Source organism: Wolbachia endosymbiont of Onchocerca ochengi, from assembly GCF_000306885.1.
Classification (GTDB): domain Bacteria; phylum Pseudomonadota; class Alphaproteobacteria; order Rickettsiales; family Anaplasmataceae; genus Wolbachia.
Genome location: NC_018267.1, coordinates 849,783 through 866,702 on the forward strand (window position 1 = coordinate 849,783; position 16,920 = coordinate 866,702).

Genomic DNA, 16,920 nt, shown 5'->3' on the forward strand with positions numbered 1-16,920 from the left:
AAAATACACGGTTTATTTTACTCACCTCAAAGGCATTTTGCAATTTATTATCAATTACGTTTCATAGAACTATTTTAAAAAGATTATAATAGATTAAGTCTTTGAAATATTATATGCTACCATATCGTTTTCTCACATTTAGTAAACCTAAACCAATTTGGTTATATTATATCGACTTTCTATATAATCTAGAAAAGGATAAATAACTACTTTTTTTTAATAAAAATAATTAACTCTTAGTTATATAAATATTTATAAAACTTACTAAGTTAGAAAAGAAGGCAGGTGAGACCCTTTAGTAGCTCTCTCTAATTCTGTAAATTGGTATTCTATACTACCTTAAATGCTTCAAAAGCTCATTTCAGCTTATATAGATAAAACCTTAGAAAGGTTGTAAAAACATAAGGTACACATAATACCAGGAATCAAACAGGATATCGATTACGTGATACTTTCATTATAATGATAAGAAAGCTAGCAAAACTTGTTAAGGAGTTTTTAGTGTTCTGTTTCTACAGCTACTTGAAACTTATTATGGAATGCTAAAGCTATGCAGACAAAGGCCTAATGCTTTAGTGTTTTTAACTCAGGAAAACTATCGCCTCTATTTTCTATAGAAGAAGATGGTGTGCTATTTCCAGTATTGCCTTCAATTGGAATGGTGGGTCGTATCAAAGCAACCTTTATGACCTCATCAATATTCTTGGCAAGAACTATATTGATCTTTTCCTTAATCTTTGCTGGAATTTCTTGTATATCTTTCTCATTTTCGCTAGGTATAACTACAGTCTTAATTGATCCTCTGAGTGCTGCAAGTAACTTTTCTCTTAAGCCTCCAATAGCTAAAACTCTACCACGTAATGTCACTTCACCTGTCATAGCAACACTTTTATCAACTGGTATGCTTGTCATAAGAGAAACAATAGACGTACATACTGCGCTACCAGCAGAAGGCCCATCCTTTGGCACAGCACCTTCAGGTATATGCAAATGTATATCGTTACTTTGAAATTTTTCAGGCTCTATACCAAAAAACAGACAATTTGAACGAACATAACTATATGCAGCTTTTATAGATTCCTGCATCACCTCTCCAAGTTTTCCTGTGTATTTTATTTCTCCCTTACCAGGAATCAGAACTGACTCTATCATTAAAATATCACCACCTGTTTCAGTATAAGCGAGTCCAGTTACCACACCTACTAAACTCTCATTTTCTGCAATACCAAAGGTATACTTACGTATTCCTAAATAATCTTGTAAATTGTCAACTCTTACAGATATTTCCCTACTTTTATCAGTTAATATCTTCTTAACCGCTTTCCTCATAAGCTTCGCAAGCTCCCTTTCCATACTACGCACGCCGCTTTCACGTGTGTATAAACGTATCAACTCATACAGTGCATCATCAGTTATACTCCATTCCTTCTGACGTAAACCGTGCTCTTTTTTCAATTTAGGGATCAGATAATATCTAGCAATATTAATCTTTTCATCTTCAGTATAACCAGACAATTGTATAATTTCCATCCTATCACGCAAAGGATATGGCAAATTTAAGCTGTTAGCTGTAGCTACAAACATTACACTTGAAAGATCAAACTCAACTTCTAAATAATGGTCTGTAAAGTGCTTATTGTGTTCTGTATCCAAAACTTCAAGCAACGCAGACGCAGGATCGTCACGCGAATCAGAGCCCATTTTATCTATCTCATCAAGTAAAAAGAGCGGGTTGCACGAATTAGCTTTTTTCATGTGTTGGATAATCTTGCCAGGCATAGAACCAATATATGTTTTTCTATGGCCACGTATTTCAGATTCATCACGTACACCACCAAGAGCAATGCGAACAAAATCCCTACCTACCGCTCTTGCTATAGATTTAGCTAAAGAAGTTTTACCAACGCCAGGTGGTCCAACTAGACAAAGTATAGGACCTTTTATCTCTTTTACTCTCTTCAATACTGCTAAAAATTCTATTATCCTATCTTTTACCTTCTCTATGCCATAATGATTCTCGTCTAAGATTTTCTTTGCTGCATTTAAGTTAATTTTTATATCTTTATGCTTTCCCCATGGCAGATCAAGCAACCAATACAGATAATTAGATATAACTGTAGCTTCAGGAGAAACAGGGTTCATTTTCCTATATCTCTTCAATTCAGTCATAGCTTTTTCTTTTGCTTCCTGAGAAAGCTTTGTTTCATTTATCTTTTTCTCAAATTCACTTACTGTGCTTCCTTCTTCTCCATTCTCAAATTCACCTAGTTCTTTCTGTATAGCTTTCAATTGTTCATTAAGATAGTAGGCTTTCTGAGTGCTCTCAACTTGTGATTTAATTGTTTTACACAAACGGTTTTGTGCATCCAAAATACTTATTTCTCTTTCAATAAAAGTAAAAGTTTTTCTTAAACGCTCTACTGTACTATAAGTCTCAAGTATGCTTTGTTTATCTGATGCTTTTACGTTTAAGTACGAAACTATCGTGTCTACAAGCTGATCAAGCTTTTTGATTTGTTCAATTGGACTAACAACAACTTCAGGATGATTTTTCTTATTTAGTTTACACCAGCTATCAAATGCGTTTATAACAGAGCGCCTCAAAGCCTCTAGATCAACATTATCTTCATCATCTTCACACTCATAGTAACTACTCAACTCTACTTTAGCCTGTAATAAAGTATGAGAGTCGATATACTCTAAAACTCTTCCTCTGTTTACTCCTTGAACTACAACCTTTACTGCATTATCAGGTAGTCTTATTAATGATTGTACAATATTTGCTAGCACACCTACCTCATAAAGGTCTTGTGGTTCCGGGTTATCAATAGAACCATCTCGTTGTGTCACAAGGAAAATCTCATTTCGGCGACTACTATTATCAATAGCACACTCTAACGCATTGATAGATCTTTCCCTACCTATAAATAAAGGAACCATCATACTTGGAAAAACTACTACATCTCTTAAAGGCAATACTGGCAATGTAACAAAAACAGAGTCTACAGTACATTCAACACTCATAACACTACCCCAAACTAATCATTAACTGTTATAATAGTACCTTTATTACTACGATTAATCACTGCTTTTCCTAGCTCTACCATTTCTTTAGTAATCACTATTGTACTACCTTCAAGACCTCCATTTCCAGCTGTATACATAACATCAAGCAAAAGTGACTCTAAAATAGCACGCAACATTCTTGCACCTGTCTTATAACTCATAGCCTTTTCAGCAATAGCTGATATTGCTTCATCTGTAAACTCAAGGGTTACTTTGCTAAATGCAAGTAATGCCTTGTACTGTTTTATTAGTGCATTTCTTGGCTCTATTAGTACATGTACTAAATCTTCATGATCTAACTCATCTAAAACAGCAGTTATTTGAACCCGCCCTACAAACTCCGGTATTAAACCAAATTTGATCAAATCTTCAGGTTGAACATCATGTAAAACATTCTTTTTCCTTTGCTCCCTAGAATGACTGATATCCGCTCCAAAGCCAACTGATGTTCCTCTTTTCCTTGCTTCAATAATTTTATCTAGACCTTCAAAAGCTCCTCCACAGATAAACAATATATTATTAGTATCCACTTGTATAAGTTCTTGTTGTGGATGTTTACGTCCCCCATGCGGTGGAACATAAGCAACTGTACCTTCCATAATCTTAAGCAGAGCTTGCTGCACTCCTTCACCTGAAACATCACGCGTTATTGAAGTGCTTTCAGATTTCCTTGTAATTTTATCTATTTCATCTATAAATACTATACCACGCTGCGCTTTTGTAACATCATAGTTTGCAGCTTGCAACAAACGTGACAACACACTTTCTACATCATCGCCTACATAACCTGCTTCCGTTAAAGTTGTCGCATCAGCCATAGCAAACGGCACATCCGAGACTTTAGCAAGTGTCTTAGCTAACAAAGTTTTACCAGAACCAGTGGGACCAATGAGCATTACATTCGATTTCTCAATCTCAATGTCACTTATAGAGTGAATTTGTGCCATGGATTGACAATGGTTATACATAGCCACAGACAAAACATGTTGTGCATGCTCTTGACCCACAACATGTTTGCTAAGAAAATTTTTTATGTCCTCAGGTTTCTTTAATAATAACTTCACATCAGACATATAATCTGAATTAAAAGGCCCTCCTTTTTTTTGGCTTATTGCCTTATGAGATAACTCTATGCACTCATTACAAATAAACACTTTTAAGCCATCTGAAGAATTAGTAATTAATTTATCTACTTCATTTTGTGCTTTATTACAAAAAGAACAACGGTGTAAATTATTATTATAATCCATTAATTCACCCTCTACTCAACTTTAATATCTTCACGCTCAGCCATTACTTTATCAACCAATCCAATTTTCTTGGCTTCTTCAGAATCCATGAATTTATCTCTCTCCATCATTTCTTCAATTTTCTTTAGTGAATTTCCAGTATGTTTTTCATAGATCTGATTCAGCTTCTTCTTAACTCGTAGAATCTCATTAGCATGTATTTCTATGTCGGTTGCTTGACCCTGATAACCACCAGATGGTTGATGTATCATAATTCTTGAATGTGGCAAAGAATAACGCTTACCTTTTGTACCAGCTGCAAGTAGTAAAGAACCCATAGATGCAGCTTGACCTATACACAAAGTCGAAACATCAGGCTTTATATACTGCATTGTATCATAGATCGATAAACCAGCAGTTACAATACCACCTGGCGAGTTAATATACATATAAATATCCTTGTCAGGGTTTTCTGACTCCAAAAATAAAAGCTGTGCCACTATTACACTAGCCATGCTGTCTTCAATAGGCCCAGTCACAAAAATTATTCTTTCTTTCACTAATCTCGAATATATGTCATAAGCACGCTCACCACGACTAGTTTGTTCAATTACAATTGGTATAAGAGTCATACCCTTCTCACTAGATATTATCAAACAATTCCTTTAATTCTTTTACAGAAACAACTTGCTCTTTTTTATTAACCTTTTCCATTATATAATCTGTAACTTTATGCTCAAGAGCTTGTCCTTTAACCAACCATTGAAACTGCCTGTTTGACCTAAAATGCTTCACTATTTTATCAAACGGCATATTTTTATTAACATACTGATTCATAACAACATTCAGAATATCATTCTGAGTTAACGATATTTTATGTTCTGTACTAAACTTCATAAATAACACTGCAAGCTTTACACGCCTTTCAGCCTCTTTACAAGAATCGTCCCCAGAGTCCAATTCCTTTTTTACTCTCTGTTGTTCCTGTTTCACCACTTCCGTAGGTAACCCGAAGCTATAACCAGCATCTAAACAATCAAACAGCTCTTTTTTAATCAATAGATCTCCCATCTCTTTACACTGATCACTAATTACTTTTTTAGCATATTTTTTTAGTAACGAATAATTTTCAAAACCCATTTTTTTAGCTATTTCATCATTACTTCTAAAACCTCGAATAATTTGAATATCATTAACTAGAACAGAAAAATTACTTTCCTGTCCTGCAAGAGAAATTACTTGGTAATCTTCAGGAAATTTTAACTTAAAGCTTTTTGTTTCTCCTTTTCTCATACCAATCAATTGATCCTCAAAACCATTAATAAATGTTCCGGAACCTAAAATCACCTTAAAGTTCTTATCACTTCCACCTCTAAAAAGCTTATTTCTAATTCGCCCTTTAAAGTCAATTATTAATTTATCTCCATTTTTTGCCTGATAAGAAACATCATTAACAGAGACAAAATCAGGAAATTTTGCCTTTATAGAGGCAATAAATTCTCTTATGTCTTCCTCTTCGATTTTTGCCTCAATTCTCTTCAAATTTATTTTATCAAGATCTATCAATGGTACCTCTGGCATTGACTCAAAAGATAGTTTATATACAAAACTGTCCTTTTCATCTTTTTTGTCTAGATTTGGTAATGATATAATATCAATTTTAGGATAAACATGAGATTTAACTCCAATTTTTTCCATCAAATCAGTAGAGCAATAGTCAATCGTATTGTTTACTACATATTCTAAAGCTTCGCTTTTATAATTCGTAACAACGAGATCATAAGGCATCTTGCCAGACCGAAATCCAGGCAATTTTGCACTTTTAGCTATTTCTTGTAATCTAAAACCCATTTTCTGTCTTATACAATCACTACTTACCGTAATTTCATACTCATGCTTAAGTTTATCTATACCTAATTCTCTATAAGTATAAATACTATCTGATACACCTATTTTAACTGTACTTTGAGGTATACTATTAGACATTATAACCTACTTACAAGTATTTTAATTCACACCTTAACAAAGTTATTTTATCAGGATTTAAGTTAAATACAATCTTTAAGAACAGATTTTTTATAGAAACAAAAGCATATTTAGTGATTATAAACTTTTTTTAGAATCTAAGTTATGTAAGTGCGGATAGAGGGACTTGAACCCCCATGAACAAGATCACCAAGACCTAAACCTGGCACGTCTACCAATTCCGCCATATCCGCAAAAATTTTCCAGTAACTTATAGCTACACCACAAATCTATTTCTATTACCTTATGATAGAACTCATCTTGAAGATTATACCCAGTGTCACAAAGTTAGAATAACGACCTTATAATACTCTAATCAATTCCACTTATCAATCTACTTAAGCAAACCTAAATTACTTCAAACTAACATTATAGTACTACATTAAAATACTCAAGATCTAAAATCTTACTCAATTATGGTATTTACATAATCAAAAAAGCTTATTAATATCTTTTAACAAAAACTCTAAACCCTGAAAATCAATAATGAGACTGATAGCAAATTTTTTACTTGCAATCTTTCTGATTACACAAAGTGGATGCACAACCCTTATAATAAGTGGTGTAGTAGCTACTACAGCGACAGCAGTAGCAATGCAAGATAAATCTTTAGGAAATATTGTCGACGATACAACTATAATAATCAGAATCAATAAGGAGCTCTTAAAGCATGGATTATTTTCACCTATAAAAGTTAAAGTAAGTGAAGGAAGAGTACTGCTTATTGGGAATGTCGATACGCCCGAAAAACAACTTACAGCAGAAAAAATAGCTTGGCAGGAAAAAGAAGTTAAAGAGGTAATAAATGAAATAAGGGTAACACCAATTCAAACAATTTCCATACTTGACTCTATTATAGATGGTATGATAACAGCAGAAATAAGAACAAGGTTTTTAGGGAAAAGAAATATCAAATCAATTAATTACAGTGTTAACACAGTTGATGGAACTGTTTATTTAATGGGTATAGCTCAGAATAAAGCAGAACTAAAAGCCGTAATAGCAATTGCAAGAAAAGTTAAAGGAGTAAAGCAAGTTGTAAGTTATGTACGTCATAGACATAGCAAGTTACGACGTTAATGGAAGCTTAGTTTTTAAATGGTAGTTTTATTTTAAAAAAAATATATAAATGAGAGTTGCTTTTCAAATGGATGAAAATATAAACTTTGAAACTGATACTACATTTGCACTAATAAAGGAAGCACAAAGGAGAAAGCACGAAATTTTCATTTATGTTCCTAATAATTTAGCATTAAATCTAAACCAGCCAATCGCTCTTGCTCAGAAAGTTAGTGCTGATGATTCTGGTTTTACCTCTAGAAAAGACGTAATAATTAACTTAAATGAAATAGAAATCATATTTATTAGACAGAATCCACCTTTTGATATGCGTTACATTACAACCACTTATATTTTAGAGAAAGCCAGTGCTTTAGTAATAAACAATCCAACAGAGATAAGAAATTGTCCTGAAAAATTAATCACCTCATTATTTCCAGAATTAACTTTGCCGACTTTAATCACTGAAAATACATCAATGATTAGGAATTTTTACCATAATCATGACAAAAATATTGTTCTGAAGCCATTGTATAGCTATGGAGGAAACGACGTAATGAGAGTAAGAGATGAAAGTAATATTCAAATAATACTGGAACTAATGATTTCAAAATATAAATGCCCTATAATTGCGCAAGCATTTTGTAAGAATATAGATAAAGATAAAAGAATATTATTACTGGATGGCGAACCAATTGGAGCAATGAAACGAGTCCCAAGAGTCAGTGAAGAAATCAGAACAAACTTACAACTTGGAGCAAGTTTTCTACCAGCTGAAATGAGTGACAGAGATAATGAAATTTGTAATAAAATTGGCCCTGAACTAAAGAAAAGAGGGTTAATATTCGTTGGCATTGACATTATAGATAATTTTCTCCTTGAAATTAACACAACCTCACCTACAGGCGTAGTTTACATCAATAAGCTATATAATATAGCATTAGAAAAAAAACTATGGGATACATTTGAAGAAAAAGCAAGCATCCATACTCGTCATCAAAATCTTTGAGCTATTATCTTAATAAATTCATCAACTCCATTTTTTATTCTTGCTTTTTTAGTATTATTAGCCATATCACTCAATTTTTGAGAATTTCCTAATAAATCAACTAGTAACTCTCTTAGATTTCTTTTCGTTTCACTATCTTGCTCAATTATCACAGCTGCTCCTAAATTCTCAATATATTTTGCGTTGTAAAATTGATGACCATCTTTTGAGTAGGGGTAAGGAATATATATAGCAGGACGCTTAGCAAGAGTGATCTCTGCTATTGAAGTTGCCCCTGCTCTGCTAATTACCAAATGAGTACTTGCTAATCTACTTTCTATGTCATCGAAAAACTCACTTAACTCATTACTGACTTTTTCACTTTCGTACAAGTCTTTGACCTTACTGATATTTTTTTTCGTACATTGCTGCGTTACTCTAAGCTTCTCTTTCACTTTAATAGGCAAATTACAAACTACGTCACTTATTACATCATCAAAAAAACTTGCACCCTGACTAGCTGCTATCACTAATATATTCAAGTTCTCTTCAGAATGAATGTGATAATAGCCCTGCGCTTTTATATAAACAAAATTTCCTGTAAAAATACATCTATTGTTCTCTACATATTTAGTTTCCGGAAAGCTAGTTGCGATCAACTCTGCACCATTGAGAAAAAATCTATTTACTCTTCCTAAAACTGTATTTTGTTCATGTAAAATTATAGGTATAGAGAGAATTTTTGCAGCAAGAAGAGTTGGAAAAGAGGCATAGCTACCAAAACCAACAACTAGCTTTGGCTTTAGTTTTTTCATTTGATACAGTGCTAGCACAAAGCTATATGTTAACAAAAAGAAAAATTTAAATCTATTATTACTTGGCCTACATAATGGCAGGGTATAGCTTTCTATATCTGTATTTTTATCTATTTTTTTATTAGTAAACAATATACAACTGTACCCTTGCAATTTTAGTGCTTTCGCCAAGGTCATAGCCGGGAAAATGTGTCCACCTGTTCCGCCTGTTGCGAGGATAACATCCATCTGTGTATAGTACATTGATACTAGATTATTAACTATTATTTAATAATTTGCACGTAGAATTTTATTAGGCTTTATAATAGAAAAATAGGAAGAAAAGTACTTAGCAACAATAGTAAAAAAGAAATTAACAAAAAAGTAAACCTCAAGAATAGAAGACAAAACGGAGAAGATTTATCGGATTGCTAAAAACACAATAAAAGTATCTTTAATTTAGATGTTGATCTACTCAGTAAGAACAGCGTAATAAAAATGGAAAACACTAACTGGAGTAACAAGATTTAGATAATACAGGAAAAAGCTCAGGAATATCTTAATCTAAAGATAAAGCTTAAAGTGAAACTAGCATAGCTAAAGAGCTAAAAGAAAGACGATAGAGATCTAATTCTGATAATCAATCAGTCATAACTAAAGTACATAAAAATCTTTCGTTCAAGGACTTTCACCTTTAAAGCAACAGAACGTTAACTCAACTATTCAGCGACTCATTATCTGCAGCAAGTACTGACTCATGCATCATTTCCGAAATAGTTGGGTGAGGAAAAATCGTAGATTTTATATCAAGATCTGTTACTTCTATCTGCTTTGCAAGGACAAAACTGCTAATTAACTCTGTTACTTCTGCTCCTAACAGGTGAGCTCCAAGGAGCTCACCTGTTCTTTTATCTATCACTGTTTTCACTAACCCATCAGTCTCACCGAGCACAATAGATTTACTACTAAAATCAGAATGAAATTTTCCTATCTTTATATCATATCCATCTTTGATTGCTTGTTCTTCAGTTAGACCAACACTCGCTATTTGCGGATAAGAGTAAGTACAATTTGGTACGCACTCTTTTTTTAATACGTGGACATCTTTACCAGCAATCTTCTCAACGCAGACCATAGCTTCACGACTTGCTTTATGCGCTAGACATGGCGGGCCAGCTACATCACCTATTGCATATACATTCGGTTCACACGTTTCATACCATTCATTTGTTTCAATAAAGCCAGAAGAACTTAATTTAACTTTTGTATTCTCTAAACCTATATTTTCAGTATTTGCCTGAACGCCAACTGCAACAATTACTCTATCGAATTCTTTGTTTTTACCGCTACTTAGCTGCACTTGAACAGAGCCTTTATTTTTAGTTATAGTCTTTACACTATTGTTTGTATATATTTTTATTCCCTGTCTCATAAATATTTCTTGTGCTAAACCTGAAATATCCTTATCTTCTAACGGTAAAATAGTGTTTTTTACTTCTATAATTGAGACATCAACTCCTAAAGTACTACAGAAACTCGCAAATTCTATCCCAATTGCACCAGATCCTATAATTAACAACGATTTTGGTAACTTGTCTAGAGCTATAGCATGCTGAGCATTCCATATTAAGTCTCCATCTACTTCTACTCCAGGCAGATTTCGTGCTCTTACACCTGTTGCTAAAATAATACGCTTAGAAGAAATCTTGTGTTCTCCATCACCACTAGAAATCTTTATAGTACGATTACCTACAAGTTTACCAAAACCCTGATAGACTTTTATATTATTTTTTCTCATTAAATATGCAATACCGCTCGACAGTTTATCAACAATATTTTTTGAGTATTTCACTATTGATTGTATATCAAAACTCACATCCTTCACTTTTATACCAAATTCCTCCGCTCTTTTTATGAGCCTATAGGCTTCGGATGCCCTAAGTAACGATTTTGTCGGTATACATCCCCAATTTAAGCATATACCACCTAAATTTTTTTCTTTTTCAATAACTGCAGTTTTAAACCCAAGCTGCACCGCTCTAATTGCCGCTATATAGCCGCCAGGGCCACCACCTACAACTGCTATATCATATTCATCCACTGTTTTTTCATATTCAAAGATTATGTATAGCAGATGAAACCAGTGTAATCAATGGCGTCACTTTCTACCGTCCAAATAACTAATTAGTATTCAGATTCCTTCAGTTATAAGAGCAGAATTAAAAACTGCTGAAATAAACTCCGCCAGTCTCTTTATCATGATAACAAGAGCATTTAGTTATCTTTAATCTGAATAAATTGAACAACGAAAGTATTACATAGCTGTGTCTTACATCTAATTTTATATGCTATATATACTTTATATCTAGTTTCAGGATTTTATTATATAATTTGAAGCATACTTATAAAGTAGTTAAGACAGTATAGAACATCAGATTACAAGATTAGAAAATAATTAACTATTACGAGATTTCTCTTATCTTCTTTCTTTATTTAATAAATCTCTTAATATATATAGTTAATAATTATATAAACGTTGAAATTACAAAATCAATCCCTACTAATAAGGTGTCATATCAGCACTTCTATGACGCTATTCCAGTTGTTCTTATGAAACCACTTAAGTAGCTGAAGCTGAGAGGGGTATAGCATAAAAAGCTACTATATTTATATACTTCTAAGTAAACACAATAGAGTTCTATACATAGGTATCACGTTGAATTTAGTTAAACGAAGTTTTGGAACATAAGAACAAGGTCATTTCTAGCTTGATATTGAAGTATGGTGTGTAAAATTAGTTTGCTTTAAAAAATTTCAAAAACATGAACTCAGCTTTTAATAAAGAAAAACTACTAAAAAGAAAAGGTTTATGATTATGATAAAGGTGGCTTAATAGGGTCAGTTTCTGTATTTTTCAAAAATAATAAAGTTAAAGTGTTGCTAGCACAATATAGTATTATTGAGAAATGCTACCTGCGTAATCAAGTAATAGAAGACTGTAGTGTCTGTCGCTGTTTTACGGTGGTTTTCACTACCTTAAGTATAAGATATATTATCATGCATTTTCTTTAACGCTTTATACTAGGCAGTGTTTATGCAGTTCTTAATGTTTTTTCATTGCTGGCACTATAAAGGTTACATTTTCACACAAAAAAAGAGCCTTTTCTGAATTTACTGAAGTTATTACTAAAAAAATTGTTAAGTTAAATGCTGAAGGTAATCCTTAAGAAATTTATGATATACTGATTTAACTCATAGGTGTCAAAAAAAGTTCTTTTTTAAAAAACCTAAGTTATACTTATAAACACTTGATATCTTTTATATAATTATGCCAAATTTTAAAAACAATTCTTACCTTTACAGTGATAATATGAAATTTGTGGAGGAAATGTATAGCCGTTACTTGCAAGGTGATAAATCAATCGGGGAAGATTGGTACAGAACCTTCTTAGTTAACTTAGAAGTTGATAAGTGCTGTAGTATACAACATCTGATTAAAGCAGATGACTCAGTTTCCAATTCAGTAAATTTTTTCAGATCTTACGGTCATTTTTTTTCAGACCTCAATCCTTTATCACCAAACGTGAATGAGGAAATAGATTACCAGAAATATTCAAATTTCTCTCCAACACGTGATACTAGAGTTTATAGAGATATTTACTGTAAAAATATTGGTTTTGAATTTATGCATATTTCCTCTTACAAGGAGAGAATGTGGCTGCAGGAAAAAATTGAAAATCAGGTTTATACACTAAGCTCGCAAGATAAAAAGGAGATACTGAGGCACTTGATTGAATCTGAGATGTTCGAGCAGTTTCTTCATACAAAATTCCCTGGACATAAGCGTTTCTCTATTGAAGGTGGAGAATCAGTTATTGTCGCAATAGAAAAGATCATTGGTAATTCCATAGCTTTTGGGATTGAAGAAATAGTTTTTGGTATGGCTCACCGCGGACGAATCAACGTTTTAACCAAAGTTATTGGGAAAGAATATGCAGCAATGCTATCTGAATTTCAAGGCAATCTTGCATATCCAAGTGGCCTTAAGATGTCTGGTGATGTCAAATATCATCTCGGTTACTCATCTGATCGCATACTTGCTAATGGCAAGAAAATACACTTGAGTCTATGCCCTAACCCATCTCACCTCGAAGCAGTAAATCCAGTTCTGGTTGGAAGAGTGAGAGCTAAACAAAAAACGAAGTCTGTGCTCGGGGTATCAATTCATGGTGATGCAGCTTTCGCAGGTCAAGGAGTGGTTGTTGAGACCTTGGCCTTGAGTAATATTAAAGGTTATAAAGTGGATGGAATCGTGCATATTGTCATTAATAACCAAGTTGGGTTTACTGCCAATCCATCCTGCGCACGGTCATCTTTTTATTGTACTGACATGGCAAAATCAATAGAAGTACCAGTATTCCACGTAAGTGGAGATAATCCAGAAGCTGTAAGTTTTGTCACAAATCTAGCGATGGAATATAGGCAAAAGTTTAAAAAAGATGTGGTGATCGACATAATATGTTACCGTAAACATGGTCACAATGAAGGTGATGAACCAAATCTCACTCAGCCTCTCATGTACAAGGTAATATCAAAGCATAAAACTCCAGGAACGCTGTATGAAGAGAAGTTAACTGCAGAAAGAGTGCTAAATAGTGATGAAGTAAACAAACTACGTAGCGAATTTAGGGCAAAATTAGATAAAAGCCTCACTGAATCAGCGATTTATACTCCAAAGAAAGCTGATTGGTTCGGTGGATTGTGGTCAAAACTTAGAAAAGCAAGGCTAAATGATTTAAACGAATACTATACAGATTCTGGTGTACCATCAGATAAGCTAAAAAAACTAGGTGTACATATAAATAGCAATATACCAAATAGTTTTAACATTAATAATAAAGTTAAAAAAATACTCGATAGCAGAATAGACAGCATAAGTTCTGGTAGTAATATAGATTGGGCAACAGCTGAAAGCCTTGCATTTGCATCACTACTTACAGAAGGAATAGAAGTGCGTTTGTCAGGACAAGATTCTGGTCGTGGAACTTTTTCACATCGTCATTCAAAACTCGTTGATCAGGTAACAGAAGAGGTGTTTACTCCATTGAATGATATAAACAAAGAACAGGCTCACTTTGAGGTTATAGATAGCACTTTATCAGAGTATGCTGTAATGGGCTTTGAATATGGATATAGTCTTGACTCCCCGTATTCATTGGTGCTCTGGGAAGGACAGTTCGGTGATTTCGCAAATGGTGCGCAAATTATAATCGACCAGTTTATTGCGTCAGCAGAAACAAAGTGGTTGCGATCCAGCGGTCTAGTTCTACTTTTGCCTCATGGTTATGAAGGGCAAGGACCTGAACACAGCTCTGCGCGTATAGAGAGGTTTTTGCAGCTCTGTGCAGAAGATAATATGCAAGTAGTTAATTGCTCTACTCCGGCAAATTACTTTCATGTTTTGCGCAGACAGATCCATCGAGACTTCCGTAAGCCTTTAGTAGTGTTTACACCTAAATCGTTATTACGTCACAAAAGAGCAGTTTCTCACCTATCTGACTTTGAAGGAAGATTTCTCACGGTAACTCCGGAATATAGAGTAAGCTTAGTTTCAGATGACAAAATACGCAAAGCCATAATATGCAGTGGTAAAGTTTATTACGATATAATTGAAGCATGTGAGATACAAAAAATAAATGATATAGTAATAATACGATTAGAGCAATTTTATCCATTTCCTGCTAATAAACTAAGCAACGAGCTTGGAAAATATAAAAACGCTGAAGTTGTATGGTGTCAGGAAGAACCAAAAAACATGGGAGGGTGGTTTTTTGTTAATCCGTTGATAGAAGAAGTATTGCTCAATCTCGATGTTCAAGCAAAAAGACCTAAGTGTATAGCAAGACCTGCTGCTGCATCTCCTGCATGCGGTTATGTTAATGTTCATATTCAGCAACAAGAGGAAATTTTAAAGCAAGTTATCAAGTAGTATTTGCTGCTTTCAAAGTACTAATGAGAAAGCTATCTAGATTTCAATTTCATAAAAGGAACATTACTTCGCTATTACTATAATAATTATCAATAGAAAACATCTAAATAGTCGTCTGTATCACAAAGCATATAGGTATCCAAAAATTCACAGCTTGCAGTGATTATTGTTCCCTTTTACTGGTAAGTTTACTTACCTCACGAGTAACTTACTAAATATTCGCTTTTTTTTCACCATTTAAGCGGATCTTTACTGCATCATGTATATATTTTCTTAATTATGCACATATGTGCTTATTTATCTTTTTCATTAGCATAAGGTTTTAAATCAGTTAACAAGAAGCTTTTTACTTTCTCCTATTCTAATTTTTATGAACGAAACCAATTGATATTGCGCTGTTCACAACCATTATAAGTTGTGCACGTCAGTAAGTAGAAAATTCTAGCTCTCTAGTAAAACTATAAGATATATTTTCTGGAAATCTAATTCTATAAATGAAACATATCTGTCTCATAAAGATAAAGTTGAAGTAATGCGACTAAAGGAGAGGTGTATAAGCACTACAACTTTGGAACATCCTACATCTACGTAATAAGTAACTAAATTACAGCTACCTAGATTGATACTAAAACTGCTGTTGCTTACTATCGTTTACACACTTAAGCTTACTTGTACTCTCAAACAAAAAAATAAAGTTTTGTAGCAAATTATAACTAGTTTTGCTTATGGCTTAATTCATCCACTTTCTTGCGTAATACATTCAAATTAGTTACCCCTACAAACAGACTATCCCCAATTATTAAAAGAGGTGTACCACCTACTCCTAATTCCTTTACTAAAAGTTTACTATTGTTTATCGCTTGCTCAATTTTGTCTGCATTACTTTTCATAGAATTATTAAAATCACTTTCATTAACCCCTATATTTTTCACTATATTTAATACAGTTTCATTTGAAAATTCTCCCCTATAACTTAAGGCAGCATAATAAAAATCGAAATATTTTTCTTTATCAATGAAATAGACAGCTAAAGCACCTCTTGCTGCCTTTAAAGAGTTATTACCAAGTATTGGAGTATCCCTGAAAATATACTTAATTTTACCGTCATTAATCAACTGTTTGATATCGTCCTTCATGGCTTTACAATAGCTACAAGAATAGTCAAAGAACCACACAGCTATAATTTTACTATTTTTGTTTCCTGAGTAAGGATAAGCCGAGTCAAATATTTTGTTTTTATATTGTAAGATTTTATCTTTAGTTGCATCATCCAGGGTAGCATAACTACTTCTAATTGACTCCTTTCGGAAAGTTTTTATAATCTTATCAAAGTTTCTACTCACATAGTTATTATCTATTCCCTTACCGATACAATCATTGTTTAAGGTTTGGTTGCGATATGAAAGCCAATTGCTTATTACTGGCAAACTTACTACTGTAAACATAAAAATCAATAAAAATTGTATTCTAGACATATACTTACTAAATAATCTACAACATGAAGTTTTTAGCACATATTTACTTATATATCAAAAGAAGAATCTATGTTAAGATATAAAAACATTCGTATTAAGTGTATTTTATAGTCAGTTTTACTGTAAGTACAAGCTTTACGCACAATGAAATTTAGATATATTATCACGAATTTATCAAAAGATTTGGTGATGCAGGTAGTTAAAGCTCTCTAGAGTGACCAATTATGAAATGCTCTACCTTTCACTGCTATATATAGTAATTATAGACGTCGCAATAAAAAGTTGACTATTTTAT

The 16,920-nt window shown here is 33.1% G+C and carries 11 protein-coding genes and 1 tRNA gene; 4 read left to right on the forward strand and 8 right to left on the reverse strand.

Annotated features, from left to right (window positions below):
* Window positions 1-564: 564 nt before the first annotated feature.
* From lon to WOO_RS03185, 5 genes are all read right to left on the reverse strand, one after another.
* Window positions 565-3,024: an endopeptidase La gene (gene lon, locus WOO_RS03165; protein WP_014869235.1), complete on the reverse strand. Its 2,460-nt coding sequence runs from the start codon at window positions 3,022-3,024 to the stop codon at window positions 565-567.
* Window positions 3,025-3,038: 14 nt separating this feature from the next.
* Window positions 3,039-4,316, reverse strand: coding sequence for an ATP-dependent Clp protease ATP-binding subunit ClpX (gene clpX, locus WOO_RS03170; protein WP_014869236.1), 1,278 nt, complete (start codon window positions 4,314-4,316; stop codon window positions 3,039-3,041).
* An 11-nt stretch (window positions 4,317-4,327) separates the two neighbouring features.
* Window positions 4,328-4,927 (reverse strand): ATP-dependent Clp endopeptidase proteolytic subunit ClpP, encoded by a 600-nt coding sequence (gene clpP, locus WOO_RS03175; protein ID WP_014869237.1) that lies wholly within the window; start codon window positions 4,925-4,927, stop codon window positions 4,328-4,330.
* Between the two features lie 10 nt (window positions 4,928-4,937).
* The gene (gene tig / locus WOO_RS03180) at window positions 4,938-6,281 is read right to left on the reverse strand and encodes a trigger factor (RefSeq protein ID WP_014869238.1); all 1,344 of its coding nucleotides are present in this window, start codon (window positions 6,279-6,281) and stop codon (window positions 4,938-4,940) included.
* Window positions 6,282-6,432: 151 nt separating this feature from the next.
* Window positions 6,433-6,514 (reverse strand) — tRNA-Leu (locus WOO_RS03185).
* Between the two features lie 292 nt (window positions 6,515-6,806).
* On the opposite strand from WOO_RS03185, the gene WOO_RS03190 reads away from it, so the two are divergent.
* Window positions 6,807-7,400 carry a BON domain-containing protein gene (locus WOO_RS03190; RefSeq protein WP_014869239.1) on the forward strand — a complete coding sequence of 198 codons (594 nt, stop codon included), beginning with the start codon at window positions 6,807-6,809 and terminating at the stop codon, window positions 7,398-7,400.
* Window positions 7,401-7,449: 49 nt separating this feature from the next.
* On the forward strand, window positions 7,450-8,388 hold the full coding sequence (gene gshB, locus WOO_RS03195; protein WP_014869240.1) for a glutathione synthase: 939 nt from the start codon (window positions 7,450-7,452) through the stop codon (window positions 8,386-8,388).
* Here gshB and WOO_RS03200 read toward each other — a convergent pair.
* Window positions 8,376-9,410 (reverse strand): UDP-N-acetylglucosamine--N-acetylmuramyl-(pentapeptide) pyrophosphoryl-undecaprenol N-acetylglucosamine transferase, encoded by a 1,035-nt coding sequence (locus tag WOO_RS03200; protein ID WP_014869241.1) that lies wholly within the window; start codon window positions 9,408-9,410, stop codon window positions 8,376-8,378. The genes gshB and WOO_RS03200 overlap by 13 nt on opposite strands.
* Before the next feature lie 466 nt (window positions 9,411-9,876).
* On the reverse strand, window positions 9,877-11,262 hold the full coding sequence (gene lpdA / locus WOO_RS03205; protein WP_014869242.1) for a dihydrolipoyl dehydrogenase: 1,386 nt from the start codon (window positions 11,260-11,262) through the stop codon (window positions 9,877-9,879).
* 564 nt (window positions 11,263-11,826) lie between these two features.
* Here lpdA and WOO_RS04210 point away from each other — a divergent pair.
* Window positions 11,827-11,910: a GIY-YIG nuclease family protein gene (locus WOO_RS04210; RefSeq protein WP_410543194.1), complete on the forward strand. Its 84-nt coding sequence runs from the start codon at window positions 11,827-11,829 to the stop codon at window positions 11,908-11,910.
* Window positions 11,911-12,489: 579 nt separating this feature from the next.
* Entirely contained in the window at window positions 12,490-15,150 is a 2,661-nt protein-coding gene (locus WOO_RS03210; RefSeq protein ID WP_014869243.1) for a 2-oxoglutarate dehydrogenase E1 component, read from the forward strand.
* Between the two features lie 713 nt (window positions 15,151-15,863).
* Here the strand turns inward: WOO_RS03210 and WOO_RS03215 are convergent.
* Window positions 15,864-16,625 carry a DsbA family protein gene (locus WOO_RS03215; protein WP_014869244.1) on the reverse strand — a complete coding sequence of 254 codons (762 nt, stop codon included), beginning with the start codon at window positions 16,623-16,625 and terminating at the stop codon, window positions 15,864-15,866.
* Window positions 16,626-16,920 lie beyond the last annotated feature (295 nt).

Bases quoted from the DNA above. Each gene is read 5' to 3' on its own strand.
- lon (WP_014869235.1), bottom strand. From the start codon at position 3,024: ATGAGTGTTGAATGTACTGTAGACTCTGTTTTTGTTACATTGCCAGTA.
- clpX (WP_014869236.1), bottom strand. From the start codon at position 4,316: ATGGATTATAATAATAATTTACACCGTTGTTCTTTTTGTAATAAAGCA.
- clpP (WP_014869237.1), bottom strand. From the start codon at position 4,927: ATGACTCTTATACCAATTGTAATTGAACAAACTAGTCGTGGTGAGCGT.
- tig (WP_014869238.1), bottom strand. From the start codon at position 6,281: ATGTCTAATAGTATACCTCAAAGTACAGTTAAAATAGGTGTATCAGAT.
- WOO_RS03190 (WP_014869239.1), top strand. From the start codon at position 6,807: ATGAGACTGATAGCAAATTTTTTACTTGCAATCTTTCTGATTACACAA.
- gshB (WP_014869240.1), top strand. From the start codon at position 7,450: ATGAGAGTTGCTTTTCAAATGGATGAAAATATAAACTTTGAAACTGAT.
- WOO_RS03200 (WP_014869241.1), bottom strand. From the start codon at position 9,410: ATGGATGTTATCCTCGCAACAGGCGGAACAGGTGGACACATTTTCCCG.
- WOO_RS03210 (WP_014869243.1), top strand. From the start codon at position 12,490: ATGCCAAATTTTAAAAACAATTCTTACCTTTACAGTGATAATATGAAA.
- WOO_RS03215 (WP_014869244.1), bottom strand. From the start codon at position 16,625: ATGTCTAGAATACAATTTTTATTGATTTTTATGTTTACAGTAGTAAGT.